The organism is Chryseobacterium sp. AG363 (assembly GCF_003610675.1).
Lineage (GTDB): Bacteria > Bacteroidota > Bacteroidia > Flavobacteriales > Weeksellaceae > Chryseobacterium > Chryseobacterium cucumeris.
Map to the genome: position 1 here is coordinate 418,636 of NZ_RAQF01000002.1, position 15,560 is coordinate 434,195.

Sequence of the window (15,560 nt, forward strand, 5' to 3'; positions counted from 1 at the left end):
GAAATGTATCAAATACTAGATGAGCGGTTGGAGGAGAAATCTGCAGCGCATCGAGGATCTAAAACGGAAAGTGCGGCCAGCCCTCAGGCACTTTCATCGGTAAAGAAATGTTCAGGTTATTCCATCCATAAAATGGTAAGAAGTGTACTGAATGCCTTCAATATGATGTCCCTGATTACGCTTTGGGTTCGTTGCACACCTCAATGCGGATTTAATCCTGTCAGTGCACGAATTCTCGTCAAAAATAATTAATTTGCGAATAACAGCAGATAGCCATTGTATTTGTTTTCTGATCCCTATAAAAATACTATTGATGAATAAGATAGACTGGAATTCATTTAGAGTTAAAAATGAAAATTACACGAAAGCGTTTGAAGAATTATGTTATCAGATTTTTTGCAGAAAGCATAAATTTTCAGATGGTATCAGAGCCGATTTTAATCAGGCAGGACTCGAAACGTATCCCAAGAAATCAGCATCAACAAGCAAAATCGTCGGCTTTCAGTCTAAATTTTTTGAACACCAGACGGACTACAGCCAAATCAAGAAATCCATTGAAAAAGCACTGAAATTATTTGGAAATGAACTGGATGAGATCACAATTTTTCTAAACTCAAACGCGAAATTAACGTCAGAAGGCGCAAAAGAAATTGTATCGATTGCCAGGAAAAGAAATATCAGGATCAACTGGTTTACGCAGAGCAAGTTTCAGATTGCTCTGAATCAACCTCATAATCTGGATATTTCTCAGCTTTACTTCGGGTTTGGCGATGAGCGGAATTTTATTAAAAGCAATATTTCAATAGCAGACTCCAACTTTATACAATCGTCAGGGTTTCTCATACTGCCGATTGTCAGGCTTCCAGGAAGAGAGCTGACTGAAATAAAGCTTAGTGCAAAGCTCTCAGTACTGACTGGAAATGCCGGTTCGGGAAAGAGTATTTTGATAAAATACTTGTTTTGTGAGTATGCCAAATTGTTCGAGGGAAAAATGATATTTGATAAAAATCGTGTTTTGCCCATGCTGGTTAACCTCAAGGATTGTTATTCCGATAGCCTGGAAGACTTGATCAGACAACGTCAGAAAGATTACCGGGTTCGGAATCAAAGTATCCGTTTTATTTATATCCTCGATGGATTGGACGAATTGAGCAGGTTACATGCGGATCTCGCCCTGCGCTTTGTAAAGAGGCTTGCGGAAGCGGACAGTACGGATAAAATTATGATCTCCTGCCGAAGGGGAAGCCTTAACAAGCTTACAATCAATGAATACTTTGATTCATTTGACAGTTATGATATTAGTGACCTGACACTTGAGGACATCGAACGCTATTTCCAACAGAAAGATGACCAGCAAAAAACCGATAAACTGCACCGGCTCAAAGAAGAGAACCGTCAGCTCATTGAAGGAATCACGGATATTTTTCTGGTAAAACTGCTGTGGGATACCATTGATGATATTACAGAAAATACAACGATCATTGATCTGTTGGAATTGAAAATAAGTGGTCTGCTCAAAGCAGTACAGCACCGTAAAGACCTCGACGCCCTTAACCTGCTGGTTCCGAAGGAAAAGGAAATCATAAGGATCAACGAAAAATTATCCTACCGTTTTTCTAAAAAATACCAGTATAGATTTAAACATTCCTCCATCGGCAAATTTTTAAGCAGGGAGTTCCCGCAACTGGATTTCAAGGACATCAACGCGATTGCCAGCTACATTTTAAATACGTTTTTCGATAAAAATACAGCGGATGAAAACAATGATACGTATATCTATCAGCACCGGAGATACCAGGAGTATTTTTATGCGAGGAGATTAAAGAAAACGTTTGAAAGGGATATGGGTATCATCCGCAAGACCGGCGTTGTCCTTAGTCCGGATTTCTTTGATGATATATTCATGAAATATCTTCAGAAAGAATATAAAAAAACAAATAACTTTCCTGCCCTGGCTCTGCTGGCAAGTATCAAATATTACCAAAAAAACGGAGATCAGTGGTATATCAGTGATTCATCACAGTTTATTGATGCGTTAGCCTGTCAGAAGCCCAGAACTTTGGAGTTTTTGCTTAATGATGATATACTGAATACGAAGAGCTACATATACGGAACCTATGAAAATGCGCTCAGGTTCTTTGAACACGGAAAAATCGAGGCGGCATTAAGTGTAATTGAGAAGTGCAATGGAGAATTCGGCAGGTTTGAAACCACCACTGAAATGAAAGATCTTGAGGGCCAACTGTACTACAAATTCTCCATTCAGGGGAAAGGATCGAAAACGTATGTTTCATTCTTCTTAAAAAAATATCGCAAATCCTATAAGGACTTTGATACAGACTCCAATTCACTGCTGGATAATCAGTCCCCCATGGAATATGTGATAAAATCTTATTTTAAAGTAGGCTTAAAGCATTTTAAACAGCAAATGACCACATTGGTCAAGGAGCTAACGGGTGTTGAACTGTGCTTTTTACTGGACCTGTTGTCGAGCGTAGAGTTTTTGCCGTTATTTTTTAAGAACAAAACGTTGCAGGAGGCTATTTCAGAGCAGCTTGCCAGATACAGGAGAAGGCCCACCCTTGACAATCTATCGGTATTTTTCTTTAGGAAACTACTAAAAACGACAGTGACAGACAAACAAGTGAATGAAATATTTACCCTTCTTCGGCCAAGTCACGGTCATGTGCGGGAATTTAGTTTTAAGAGGCTTATCCATCCGTTTGCTCTTAGTTATTTTATAGCAGGCGACGGAAGGTTTATCCAGGAAGTGGATTCATCTGGAGATTTCCCCGCATCGGAAGATGTTGTTAAATATTCCGTGCTGTATGATTTCTATTGTAATGCTTTAGAGCAACCCACATCCTTTTCCAAAAATCTGGTCGCTTATAGAGACAGGTTTAAACATTTTTACCACAGTAGGTCAAGGGTAAAAACACTGCTTTCGGAGCTGTGGGCTTATATTTTTTATTTCTCTCAAGGAAACAGAACTGAATATTTGCAACTGACCGCCAGACTTACTTTTGATTTTGACGAGCTGGCCTTTTTTAGCCGGCTAAACAAAATAGATGCGGAGTACTTTGCCAGCATTGTCACAGAAACGGAACTTTTGCCGTATGAAAATTCCTTAAAAAATTGGAAGCAGGACTATTCGGAATATATTGACCGATGCTTTGCACTGAGTGGAATGTATTCGCAGTTCAATACGGAAAAATCCTTAAGCTACATAAAAGAAGCGTTAATCAATAGCAAACTCCGTCATGGCTGGAGGAAAGATATTTATATATCAGAATTTTTTAATGAGTCTTTTGCCAAGATCCTGTCGAGAAACTGGTTAACAAAGAAAGAACTCAAGAAGTATGCCGCATCGGTATATATAATGAACTTACGGTTATATGAAATTACGGACCGGGATCATACGCGCTATGGAATTTTAAATTTTCTGGAAGCTATGGCCCCGTATGATCTAAAACTTTCTTACAAATTTCTGGAAAAGTTTAAAGAAAAGAATCTAGAGAAACACGTCGAGAACCTGTCGATCATAGCCCTTTTGATACAGGACATTAAAAACAACGCAGTTCCTTATCATAAAGTGGGTGACATCCTAAATAGTTGGAGATTCCGTAATAAGTATGAACAGTCCTTATTTAACGTCGAAATGGAAGTCCTTAGCAGTGATTTTTATGATGATCAGGTCAAAAAGCTCTCCTTTGATAAAGCATATAATATTGTTGATATGGTAAAGGGTAAGTTTGATTATCAGGACGGGGTATTGGACAATTACTATGAGTTATATGATTTTTACTGTACACTCTATGGAAAGAAAAATATATTAGTTACCAAAACAGATAGCTATGGAAGCGATAAGGACATCAGCCAAGGTGAATTTTCGGCGCTCATAGATAAGGTCGTGGATCATAATGGTCTTCAGGACTTATGTTCAATGTACGGTAATTATCATAATAAAATCGAAATTAAAGATAAAGAGATATGGCGAAGGTGGATCGAAAAAATGGTATCCATCGACGGGAATATTGATCTTTTTATGGCTTTGACGGATAAACAACAATTCCTAACATCCGGTTTCTGGGGAATTTCCAATTCAAAATACTTCGAGCTGGGGGTGGCATGTTGTCTGGAAAATCCGAATACAAAAGACCAGATGGAATCTTTTCTGATTAATAACGGCGGCCATGGTTCGTTTTACAAAATGATCTACGTTTACGCAGCAATGAATGAAAAGGAAAAAGCCTTAGCCATGTTTGAAAAATTTCATCAATTTTGCCATTTTCTTATTACGTAAATACTGGCTTGCGAAGTTGAATGTTTCTAGAGAAATTGTGCGCTTGATATGATTGACCTTACGGATGGAAGGACCCAATAGACCTTTGACCCGGCTGCCAAATTTCCAGGAAATGGCCCTGAATCACTTCGCGAGTCCTCTAGTAGATTTATCTTATTTAATGCTTTCAAAGAAGGATAATAGTGGAATCAAGTCCTCGACTAAAGCCTACCATCCCCAGTGAGAGGGATTTACGTGAAAATACAAATAGCTAAGAATTAAGGGTTTTGACCTAAAAATGCTTATATTTGCGTAAAGAACTTAGTTTATTGTAATTAAGATTTTAAGAGAATTAACAAGATAGATGAGCGGGTGGCCCATATGTGGCATCTTTCGATTTACAATTCGTAACTAGTTGGTTTGTAGATTGATAGAAGGGTAGGTGGCAATCCCTCACTCTCCGCTTAGGGAGACGTTTATTTTTAAACGTCTCCTTTTTTTATATCCTAAATGGCTTGATTTCCGATCGGCAAAGGAGGGACTTCTTATTCATATTGGTAGTTAAACTACATTCAAAAAGCTGGTACAACTTTTAAAAAGGGTTTTCACATTCTTGATAAAACCAAAGTTCTTTCTTTGCTATTTGATTTATCTAAATTGGATCTTCTAAAAATAAATTCTAAAACTGAATTTATGTATAAATATTTCAATTTTAAATGAAATAATTCACGATGCTCAAGTTGGCATAAATACTTTATTAACAGGTGTTTAACATAATAAAATATTTCTATTTTCATTGACTTAAATCCATATATTTGATTTGTAATTTTAAAAATTATCACAATCATGAAAAAACTATTATTTATTGCTATGATTGGTATAGCAGGTTTTGTAAGTGCAAAAGGAAACGTGGAGAAAGTAAATTCTAAAACAAAAGAAGTTAGGGTTGCTAAAAGCACTAAAAAATCTAAGAAAAAACTTCAAATGCAATGTGGAACATTTCAGGCAAGCTGTACATCTGCTTATACTTGTCAGGATTGGAGTGCTGATCAATGGATAGAGTGGGCAGAAAAAATTCAGGATAATTATTGTCAACTATAATTTATCAGTCACAAGTTAGTCATTTCTTTGAGCTCAATAGGAAAGAAGTGTTGACTATTAATCAAAATAATCGTTCAAATAATAAACCTTGTTTGAACGGTTATTATTTTCACAAAAAACAGCAATGAATTTCACAAAGAAACAAACCTTAACAATTTTATTTTTATTTTTTTTCTCTTTTTTGTTTTCTCAAACAGCTACTGGTGATTCATTAAGAGGAGAATTTACCTATTTACTTCAATATAAACCTAATACTCTAAATCAAGATAACGTTTACAAAGAACTTTTTACCATGCAAATAAGTGATAAACGTGCTTTTTTTATTAGTGAAAACAGGTTGAAATTTGACTCTCTTTTCATGGAGCAGTATAATAAAAATAGGAGTAATTTTAATATTGATATGAGAGGGTTGCCTTCATCAAAATTTAAGTTTTTAATTATCCAAACAACTGATAATTCTGAATTTTATGAGTCAGTTGGAACTGCTCTTCTATCTTATAATACCCCTGTAATTCGTGACTGGAAATTGATTGATGAAACCAAAGTAATTAATTCTTTTCATTGTAAAAAAGCAGAGGTTCATTATAAAGGAAGAGATTGGACAGCTTGGTATTCAATGGAAATTCCTTTTCCTTATGGACCATACAAATTTAGTGGTCTTCCAGGCTTAATTGTTAAAATAACAGATAAGACAGGGGATTATGATTTTGAACTTGTAAAATCGGTATCAAGTGCTAAGTTGAAGGGAAGAATAATAACAATAAATAAAAGACATTATCAAAATGCTAAGTTAGTCACAAAAAAAGAGTTAATTCAAGCAACAACAAATTACAGAGACAATATTAAATATGAATTAGAAAAAATGGGAACTGTATTTTCAGAGGGGCAAAGCAGACAAAAAATAAGTGAAACAGAGAAAAAAGGTTATAACCCTATTGAATTAGAGTAATGAAAATTTATTTTCTTAACACTTTTTTTAACCAGGAAAGCATTGTACATAAATTCAAGTATATTTTAAGCATTTAAAAGCTGCTAAAAAAGTGTCTGGAACTTAATTGTTGAGGGAATTACTTTGTCTAACAAGTCGTAGAAGGTTGATGTCTGTTTCTGAATTAATAACGAGTTTTTATCAGTAATTTACACTTTTCATGTAAGACAACCATCAATTCATTTTTTCTTCTAATTCCCGCTTCAAAGTAGAAATCCGTTCATCTCTATCATGATGATGCCAGCCCGGAGCATTGAATATATACCCCAGTTTCGCTTTCCATGAAGGTGCATTCCGGACATCCTTTATCATATTTCCAAACTCATCAAAAACGATATGAAAAACATTATAAGTATGAATATTATGATAGATTCCATAATCCGTCGTTTTCTTTTCTTCCGCTTTGTACGTGCCGAAAAGATGATCCCAAATCATCAAAATGCCTCCATAGTTATTATCTAAATCCTCAATTTTTCGGGAATGATGCACACGATGATTGGAAGGAGAATTGAATACCTTATCGAACCACCCTAATTTTCCAATAGCATTGGTATGCGGCCAAAATTGAAAAATCAGGTTAAACTGATGCATCATAGCCATCATAATAGGATGAAAACCAATAATGATAAAAGGGATATACCAAATGTCCCGATATATAATTTCAAACCATCCCTGACGCAATGCAATAGCAAGACTCAAATGAGTAGCCGAATGATGATTGACATGACCTGTCCAGAACAATCTGATTTTATGACTCAACCGATGATGCCAGTAAAAGCCAAAATCCTGAACAATCATAACCAGTAACCAAAGCCACCAGTGATCTGCATGCCATTGTAAAGTGAAGAATTTATTGAAATCTTTGATCCCGAAAATATCAGTAAGCCTAAAATGATTGTAAATCCAAAAAAAGTAGGATAATGATATAGCTTTCATCCCAAAGTCTAACATTACTGCCCCTATCCCCAATCCGATACTCGATACATTATCTTTGATGAGTCTTTTGGTGAATACTTTTTGAGGAATCTGATACAAAAATATTTCCCCTACTATCAACAAGATAAACACAGGGATAAAATAGGTAACAGGATCAGTAAAATCCAATGGACAGAATAGGGCAATACTATGAAAAAACCGGTTATCTTTTCTTTTCATAAGTCTTGATTTTATCGGATAATTCTGTTCTTTTTTTCAAGACCAACCACTCCCAGCACCAACATCAATTGGGCTAAAACATAAGTAATCATCACAACAAGTTCTTTCCCAATACTGCGCTGTACGAATATATTAATGGCCAATACGGAATCTGATATTACAAACAAAACAGCTCCCAGGATTAATAATGAAGAATAAGTTCTGATGCTAAAATACAGCATCGTAGCAATGGTAATTCCGTAAATCACCACGGTTATCTTCATTTCGTTTAAATAAGGAAATATGTAGTAAATAAATGAGCCTAAATAAAGCAAAACAAAGGGAAGCCAACTCCATGCATTTTTCTTTTTAATCTTAAAAAAATAAGCTATGTAACAAATATGAGCCAACAAAAAGCTTCCCAAACCGGGCATAAATCCCCATCCAAATAACAAAAACACATCACCCAAAAAACTTAAAATTAATCCAGATAAAAACCATTGGTTGATCCGATATACGTTTTGCTTAGAATAAGTAAAATAAAACAAGATAATAACAGGTAACAACAGTGGCTTGGTAAGAAACCGCCAGGAACTATGATCCATAGCAATAAATACTAAATCAAATGCAAAAACAATGGAAAGAAGGACTAATAACAATTTGATATTGAAAGATTTTATCATGGTATTATTTTATTGCAATTCTTTAATTATCTTTTTACTTGTTACAACATGGATATATCTCAGGTTTGTACCAAGTTATTCTATATGTGATACTTAGCTAAGATTGTTAAATTACAAATAAAATGAAGATAAAATACCTTTGATATATAAAAATACAATGCATCACACTTTAGTTTATTTTATATTTTAGAAATCGACTATTATTAGAAGTATTATTTAAGTTTATGCAGTTTAATTACATCTTTTCCAAAGTAATTTTCGAATTTTTTGGAAAATTCTTTATCCTTGAAATTTAGGATTGTATGACGACTATCAAAAGCAATGATCTCAAGAAAGGATTCAGAAATTAAAAATTATTGCTAGATTTCCAGTCAGCTATATCTCCGGGTAGCTTGGTCTGGATTTTGTATTCAGGTTTGAAAATAACTAATAACCAGAACATGTAATAAGTTAGAGTTTATTATTATGAATTTGTTATGATAATCAATGAAAATTTTTTACTGGAGTTCAATGTAGAATATGGTAGCTTTTTTTCTAAAGAAGCAATATACAATAAAGATGGCGTCCGTCTTTATTTTTTCCAAATTAAAAACAGTAGAGTTGGATTAATGGTTTATCAGAAGGGTGATATTGGGTACAATAGCCTTGCAATAGGAAAGCTGAAGAAATCCAACGTCACATTCAATAATAAGACAACAGATCATAACTCATATTAAAAAACGAAATTATCTCAATCTAAAACGTTATCAATATGCTTTGGACTGTATGTATTTTGTGTATGACTATCTTAGGACTGATGTTTGTGTTGAAAAAATTTAATCAGCCTTATCTTATTGCTTATATTATTGCCGGGGTGTTATTAGGTCCTTATGTACTAAAGCTATTTAACAAACCGGAAGAAATAGAAACGATTGGCGAAATAGGAATATTACTGCTGATGTTTTTTATCGGAGTGGAAATTAATATTCCCAATAAAAAGAGCCTTATCATTAAGCCCTTATTGGCTCAGGGGATGAAAATACTCTTAAGTTTTATATTTGCGTATTTTGTGGGTGAGTTACTCCATCTGAATCTTGAAAGTGTGCTCCTCATCGCCATTCTGTTTATGTTCAATAGTACTGCAGTTGTAGTTGAGTTTCTGAAGAAGCATGGAACCCTGCATACTGCCTTTGGAATTATTATCCTCAATATTTTGTTATTACAGGATCTTCTTCTGGCTCCGGTGCTCACTGTGTTGAAATTCTGGAATAGCAAAGATTTCAGTATATGGAATATGATGCTTCCCATTGCCATATGTCTTGGTATTTTTTTGATATTCCGGAAAATCAGACATCTGAAGGAAATCAAATTGTCAAGTACATTCCTTGAAAATGACCATGAGCTGCAGGTATTTTCCGGCTTATTGATCTGTCTTGGCTTTGGTCTTATAGCAGAAACGGTCGGAATGAGTGCGGCACTGGGAAGTTTTATTGCGGGGGTCTTAGTCGGAAAAATTCAGGCATTTCGATGGCTGGAACATTCTCTTCTTCCATTTAAGGTTTTCTTTGTGGCACTGTTTTTTGTATCCATTGGTTTACGGCTGGACATCAATTATCTGTTATCCAATTATAAGCTTATCACGATAGGAACTTTAATTGTACTGATAAGCAACAGTATTATGTCGGCTCTCTTTTTCAGAATGCTGAATTTTAAATGGCAGGATAGTTTTTATGGAGGTGCTTTACTTTCTCAAACAGGTGAATTTGGAATACTGGCTATTTCGATTGCTTACAAAACCGGTATGGTAGAGTACGATCTCTATAAAGCCGGGCTGGGTATTACCTGCTTATCCCTTTTATTGTCCACAATATGGATAAGTTGCGGTACATTTTTCAGGTTTCGTAAAAAAAATTGTATTTAGAATAAAGAATAAAAAAACATACGGATGGCGAATGTTCTCAGTACCATGATTTTGTGTCAGTGGTGCTGAAAAAATGACAGAAAACCGGAAAAAATTTCACACTTAATCAAATGGTATTTTTTTTGTAATTTTTGATGTACAGCTGGCCAGCTGACGTGTTTTTAATGATTGTTAAACTTAATTAAAATGATTACAATGAATAATCTAATAAGAAGAAACGGAAACAGCAACCTGGGCTTTTCAAATGTCTTTGACGATTTTTTTGGTCGTGAACTTTTTAACTGGGGCAATAACAATTACTCATCTACCAGTACAACCGTACCATCGGTAAATATAAAGGAGAATGGAGATGCTTACGAAGTTCAGGTCGCAGCACCAGGTATGAATAAAAATGATTTTCAGATCAGGCTGGATGGTAACCTGCTTACCATTTCATCAACGAAGGAAGATCGTAAAGAGTCAAAAGATGACAATTTCACACGAAGAGAGTTCAGTTACCAATCCTTCCAGAGAAGTTTTGAGCTTCCAAAAGATGTGGTGGATCAGGATAATATTAATGCAAAATATGAAAATGGCCTTTTAATGTTAACCATCCCGAAAAAAGAAGATGCGAAGCAGAAACCTCCAAGAATGATTGAAATATCATAGAAAAATTATAAAAAAATTGGCTACTAAAAAGTAGCCAATTTTTTTATAATTTTTAAAAGGGCAGATTAACTTAAATCTTTGAATCGAATGATTCACGGTCTTTAATTGTAGCATATCCTGTGACTGCCAGAAAATCTATTCTATCCAAAAATGCCCTGCAGAATACGTTTGGGCTTTCCCTGCCACAATTACTCTTTCATTTTTATTTTCACAATAGAGCTGGCCGCCTCTTTCAGAGATCTGGCGGGCAAAAAGCTTATCCTTCCCTAATCTTGATGACCAGAAGGGAATCAGTGAACAGTGTGCAGAGCCTGTAACAGGATCTTCAAGAATAGAAGACTGCGGGGTAAAGTATCTTGATACAAAATCACTGTCAGTGCCTGCTGATGTCACGATAACACCGCCCGGGTCCAGGTTGATAAGGTCAAAAACGGATCTTTCAATGTTGATATTTTTTACATCTTCTTCAGAATCGTATACCAGAACATAATCTCTTGCTTTGAAAACTTCCTTAGGCTGTATATTAAGTGATCTGGATATGATTTCCGGAAGAGTAGAGGCTTCGGGCATTCTGGAAGGAAAATCCATATAATAAACTCCATCTTTTACATCTACTGTCAGGTCACCACTTTTTGTTTCAAAAATGATTCTATCATGCTGATAATTGAGGATGGAAACAAGACAATGAGCGGTAGCTAGGGTAGCATGTCCACATAAATCCATCTCTATTTCAGGGGTAAACCATCTCAGATGAACACGATCTCCATTGTCAATAAAGAAAGCGGTTTCTGCTACTGCATTTTCACGGGCTATTTTTAAAAGGATTTCATCGGGTAACCAGGTTTTTAATGGAACAACACATGCCGGATTTCCATGGAAAACAGATTCTGTAAAAGCATCTATCTGATATAATTCTAACTTCATAGGTTGTAAAAATTTTGTAAACTATAAAGATAATCCATTTTCATCAGGAAGTTCTCCGATATTCCTGAAAAAATTATTTCAGATTCTATTTTTATACAAATAAATAATGAGTTTTTATGGTCCTGTTTTGTAATAATTTTTCCACATCCGGGTGGCAATTTTCTTACAGGTGTTTTTCAGGAAAAGCTTTCGGAAAATTTAGTTTTGTACTAAATAAAAACGGGAAACAATGAAAAAATATAATCATAATTTTCTTCATTCAAGTCTTTCGGGAATACCCATGGCTGAAGTCTTCAATCTTTTGAAAAGACTCTGAATCTGCAATTGTTTTCCTAAGATTTCTTCACTTCATTAATAACTCATAATCAAATAATAATGTTTAAAAACTTTACTACATTATCAGTAGCAGTGGCTTTGCTCTCTTACGGTATTGTGTCTGCTCAAAGTGTCGGAATCAATACAGCTCAACCAGGTTCAACACTGGACGTGAACGGATCATTAGCTGCAAAATACAGCACTGTTACTGCCGCAGCGTATACACTGTCTTCTGCGGATTTTCATATCTCGTATAACGGAACGGGCAATGCTGTTTTTACCTTACCGACAGCAATATCCGGTGCAGGTAATTTCAAAGGCCGTATGTATACGATCAGAAATAATACCGCTTTTACCATTACAATAAATCCTTCAGCTTCAGAAACAATTAATGGTAATGCAAGTATGGCAATAGGTCCTAACCAGAGCCTTCAGCTGATCAGTACAGGTCTTACGGGAGCTGCTTCTACATGGGATATTTCAGGAAGTGCAAATGTAACGGCAAGCAACGGGCTTACAGCCATAGGGCAGGATGTGAGGCTTGGCGGTACACTTTTACAGAATACAGCGATTGATTATTTAGATAAAGCCTTGTATTTCAGGAGCAATGTAGATGGTGCAGGACTTACATCCATCAGCAACACGAATTCCGGGACTAATGCTTCCGCTCTTCTAAGACTCACTAATGATGTGGGAAGTTCTATGGATATGTTCCTGAACTCTTCCACGAAAACAATAGAAGGTGGAGCTAATGCAGGAGTCATAAACAATATAGGAGGAGCGCTGACGATCGCGGGAAATAATAATGTTGCCCAGTTGAAACTCAGCCAGGCCAATGGAGGCGATTATCTTTTTAATGGGGACAGAAAGCTTAACTTCAATGGAAACGGTGATATTACAGCTTTTGGGGCTGCCGGTAATTCTGTGAATGCTTTCAATGGTCTTCTTACCTTAAAGGGAAACAGCAATAATCCTGCATTTGCCCAGGTAACGGTTGGTACTACAGGTCTTAGATACTATTATGGTAACAGCGCTAACAGTATGCTTGATATTGATGGTAATGGAGATATCAATATGAACAGACCCGAAGTTAGCGGTATTGGAGGAAATAAAGTGGCGGCCACCAAAGGACACCTTGATTTAAGCGGATACAACACACTGAATGGATCTGTAACCCAGATTTATCTTGGGGCGGAAGGGTTCAAATATAGTTATAACGGAAGCACAAAAGTGACGATTGACGGTAACGGGTTGGTGAGTGCTGCAGGTGGTTTTGTCAATACTTCGGATATGCGTTTAAAAACTCAGGTTAAAGAAATAGGATATGGTCTTAGTACCATTATGGCATTGCAGCCGAAACAATACGAGCTGTCTGCCAATAATCAGATTAAAGAAGGTAAACCGGCTGTGAATCCGGCACAGAAGACTCAGCATAAAATAGGATTTCTGGCACAGGATCTTTATAAACTAATTCCTGAAGCCGTCTTTAAACCAAAAGATGATACCAGAGAGGCCTGGGCTGTTGACTATGCTTCACTTGTTCCTGCCCTTACAAAAGCTATTCAGGATCAGCAGGCTGAAATAGAAGAGCAGAAAACTAAGATCAAAAAAATGGAAACAGAAATGGAAGCCATCAAAAAGAAACTGGGATTGTAATAAACAGGTACAATATTTTGGACTTAAAGTTATTGCATTTCCGATTCTAAGAACACACACACACAGTAAAAAGAAAATACCTATCCTTTTGGAAAACTATTTTAATAAAGCATTCCCTCGGCTTTTATTAAAATATTCCGGGATTTAAGGTTTGAAATTCCCAAATTTTTTATTTTCCCATACGTCGCAAAAGCCTGCAGATAGCAGGCTTTTGTATTAATGAATCTGGTTTTACAAATAATCTTATTTCAGGTTTCTTAAAAAAACATCCAGCTTATCGAAAGGAACAATGTCTGTTTTGTCGTAAAGATCTATGTACAGCGTCAGGAATAATTATTAACTCCTTCGTATTCCCACTAATTTTCCCGGTATAGGATACATCAAAAGGCCAGTATAATAAGTCTACTTTCTGCCATGTGATTGGCATAGGGATCGGATAATTGCTCATTCACTGTCCCGAAAGGTTCGCTTATGGGAGATTATTTTTGATGGTTGTCATTGTTCTTCATTACTGTAATTCATTATATTAGCTTTTTAAAGTATATAATTTGCACTAAGGATATATAACTCTAAGGTGCAGCGATGTATTTCACAGAAAAACATTAACCACAAAGAATTTAACCATGAAGCAGACTGTTCTTACAGCATTCTTTCTCTTGTTTGTATTAGGTGCAAAAGCACAAAAACAATCTATCCCCCCTGATACAATTTCTGTTTATTTCGATGAGCTGAAGACAGCTTCGAAAAAGAATATCGGACTTTGGAACAAAGATTTATATGGTCCTATGATTTTAATCGATTCGAAAACCAGAGAGTTTTTTGCCAGCGATCCGGATTCGGAGGGAATACTGAAACGTAATGGTACTCTCTATTCTGGAGTTTTACCTGCCACAGTCAACATTGCAAATACCGCTATCAATTGGGGCGGAAAAAGATGGGCAATGATCATGCTCCCGCTTTCTCAAAATAAAGAAAACAGGATTAATCTTTTGGCTCATGAGTCTTTTCACCGCATTCAGCCTTCATTGGGGTTTAGTCTTAACAATGCAGAAAATAACCATCTGGATCAGAAAGAGGGCAGAATTTACCTTCGTCTCGAATTGGAAGCGCTAAAGCAGGCAGTCCGCTCAAATTCAGAAAAAGAAATAAAGCGGCATCTCACCAATGCATTGATCTTTAGGAAATACAGGAATACACTTTACAAAGGTTCAGAAACTACAGAAAACCTGCTGGAACTGAATGAGGGAATTGCTGAGTTTACAGGGCTCATTGTGAGTGGCAGAAATAAAGATCAGACAAGATCATATTTTTTAAATGGCATAGAAGGTTTTATGAAAAATCCCACATTTGTACGTTCATTTGCTTATTACACCACACCTGTTTATGGGTATCTGCTGTATCATAAAGATCCGGACTGGAACAAAAAAATTGATTCAAAAACAGACCTGACCGGTTATTTCATTAAAGCATTCGATATACGGATTCAGACTGACCTGCAAAAAGCAGTTGAAAAGCTATCTGACAATTATACTGGTACATCAATTATAAAGCAGGAAACCGATAGAGAAGAACAAACAAAAAAGCGTATTGCCGAATACAAACTGAAATTTATTCAGCAGCCTCACTTTGAAATCAAATTTGAAAAAATGAATGTTTCCTTTGATCCGAGAAATATTATGCCTGTAGAAGATCTAGGGACAGTATATCCCAATATCCGGATTACTGATTTGTGGGGTATTCTTACGGTTGAAACCGGAGCATTGATGAGCCCCAACTGGGATAAAATTTCAATATCAAATCCAGTGAAAACTGAAAATAAAAAAGTATCAGGAGATGGGTGGATTCTCGAACTGACAGACGGCTATACCATAGCTAAAGATGAAAACAATGGAAATTATAAATTGATTAAGAACTGATATCCATAAAAAA

11 protein-coding genes are annotated in these 15,560 nt (G+C 35.8%); 8 read left to right on the plus strand and 3 right to left on the minus strand.

Annotation, left to right across the window (positions count from 1 at the left end; genetic code table 11):
• Positions 1-3: 3 nt before the first annotated feature.
• From DEU39_RS01890 to DEU39_RS01905, 4 genes are all read left to right on the plus strand, one after another.
• Complete coding sequence (locus DEU39_RS01890; RefSeq protein WP_147367547.1) at positions 4-252, plus strand: hypothetical protein; 249 nt, start codon at positions 4-6, stop codon at positions 250-252.
• Positions 253-313: 61 nt separating this feature from the next.
• Positions 314-4,303 carry an NACHT domain-containing protein gene (locus DEU39_RS01895; RefSeq protein WP_120230735.1) on the plus strand — a complete coding sequence of 1,330 codons (3,990 nt, stop codon included), beginning with the start codon at positions 314-316 and terminating at the stop codon, positions 4,301-4,303.
• An 825-nt stretch (positions 4,304-5,128) separates the two neighbouring features.
• On the plus strand, positions 5,129-5,383 hold the full coding sequence (locus tag DEU39_RS01900) for a hypothetical protein (protein ID WP_062670571.1): 255 nt from the start codon (positions 5,129-5,131) through the stop codon (positions 5,381-5,383).
• A 124-nt stretch (positions 5,384-5,507) separates the two neighbouring features.
• Positions 5,508-6,332: a GLPGLI family protein gene (locus tag DEU39_RS01905; protein ID WP_120230736.1), complete on the plus strand. Its 825-nt coding sequence runs from the start codon at positions 5,508-5,510 to the stop codon at positions 6,330-6,332.
• 213 nt (positions 6,333-6,545) lie between these two features.
• On the opposite strand, the gene DEU39_RS01910 is transcribed toward DEU39_RS01905, so the two are convergent.
• Complete coding sequence (locus DEU39_RS01910; RefSeq protein ID WP_120230737.1) at positions 6,546-7,526, minus strand: sterol desaturase family protein; 981 nt, start codon at positions 7,524-7,526, stop codon at positions 6,546-6,548.
• A gap of 11 nt (positions 7,527-7,537) precedes the next feature.
• Positions 7,538-8,188, minus strand: coding sequence for a lysoplasmalogenase (locus tag DEU39_RS01915; protein ID WP_120230738.1), 651 nt, complete (start codon positions 8,186-8,188; stop codon positions 7,538-7,540).
• Between the two features lie 751 nt (positions 8,189-8,939).
• Between DEU39_RS01915 and DEU39_RS01925 the strand changes: the two genes are divergently transcribed.
• Complete coding sequence (locus DEU39_RS01925; protein ID WP_228436599.1) at positions 8,940-10,088, plus strand: cation:proton antiporter; 1,149 nt, start codon at positions 8,940-8,942, stop codon at positions 10,086-10,088.
• Positions 10,089-10,283: 195 nt separating this feature from the next.
• A complete protein-coding gene (locus tag DEU39_RS01930) occupies positions 10,284-10,736 on the plus strand; it encodes an Hsp20/alpha crystallin family protein (RefSeq protein ID WP_062671580.1) in 453 nt (150 codons plus the stop codon).
• A 135-nt stretch (positions 10,737-10,871) separates the two neighbouring features.
• Here the strand turns inward: DEU39_RS01930 and DEU39_RS01935 are convergent, their stop codons facing one another.
• A complete protein-coding gene (locus DEU39_RS01935) occupies positions 10,872-11,660 on the minus strand; it encodes a PhzF family phenazine biosynthesis protein (RefSeq protein WP_120230741.1) in 789 nt (262 codons plus the stop codon).
• A 375-nt stretch (positions 11,661-12,035) separates the two neighbouring features.
• On the opposite strand from DEU39_RS01935, the gene DEU39_RS01940 reads away from it, so the two are divergent.
• Together DEU39_RS01940 and DEU39_RS01945 are read left to right on the plus strand one after the other, a co-directional pair.
• The gene (locus DEU39_RS01940) at positions 12,036-13,631 is read left to right on the plus strand and encodes a tail fiber domain-containing protein (RefSeq protein WP_120230742.1); all 1,596 of its coding nucleotides are present in this window, start codon (positions 12,036-12,038) and stop codon (positions 13,629-13,631) included.
• Positions 13,632-14,254: 623 nt separating this feature from the next.
• Entirely contained in the window at positions 14,255-15,547 is a 1,293-nt protein-coding gene (locus DEU39_RS01945; protein ID WP_120230743.1) for a hypothetical protein, read from the plus strand.
• Positions 15,548-15,560: the final 13 nt, after the last annotated feature.

Coding starts and splice junctions, on each gene's coding strand:
- DEU39_RS01915 (WP_120230738.1), bottom strand. CDS start 8,188: ATGATAAAATCTTTCAATATCAAATTGTTATTAGTCCTTCTTTCCATT.
- DEU39_RS01925 (WP_228436599.1), top strand. CDS start 8,940: ATGCTTTGGACTGTATGTATTTTGTGTATGACTATCTTAGGACTGATG.
- DEU39_RS01895 (WP_120230735.1), top strand. CDS start 314: ATGAATAAGATAGACTGGAATTCATTTAGAGTTAAAAATGAAAATTAC.
- DEU39_RS01935 (WP_120230741.1), bottom strand. CDS start 11,660: ATGAAGTTAGAATTATATCAGATAGATGCTTTTACAGAATCTGTTTTC.
- DEU39_RS01905 (WP_120230736.1), top strand. CDS start 5,508: ATGAATTTCACAAAGAAACAAACCTTAACAATTTTATTTTTATTTTTT.
- DEU39_RS01910 (WP_120230737.1), bottom strand. CDS start 7,526: ATGAAAAGAAAAGATAACCGGTTTTTTCATAGTATTGCCCTATTCTGT.
- DEU39_RS01900 (WP_062670571.1), top strand. CDS start 5,129: ATGAAAAAACTATTATTTATTGCTATGATTGGTATAGCAGGTTTTGTA.
- DEU39_RS01930 (WP_062671580.1), top strand. CDS start 10,284: ATGAATAATCTAATAAGAAGAAACGGAAACAGCAACCTGGGCTTTTCA.
- DEU39_RS01890 (WP_147367547.1), top strand. CDS start 4: ATGTATCAAATACTAGATGAGCGGTTGGAGGAGAAATCTGCAGCGCAT.
- DEU39_RS01940 (WP_120230742.1), top strand. CDS start 12,036: ATGTTTAAAAACTTTACTACATTATCAGTAGCAGTGGCTTTGCTCTCT.
- DEU39_RS01945 (WP_120230743.1), top strand. CDS start 14,255: ATGAAGCAGACTGTTCTTACAGCATTCTTTCTCTTGTTTGTATTAGGT.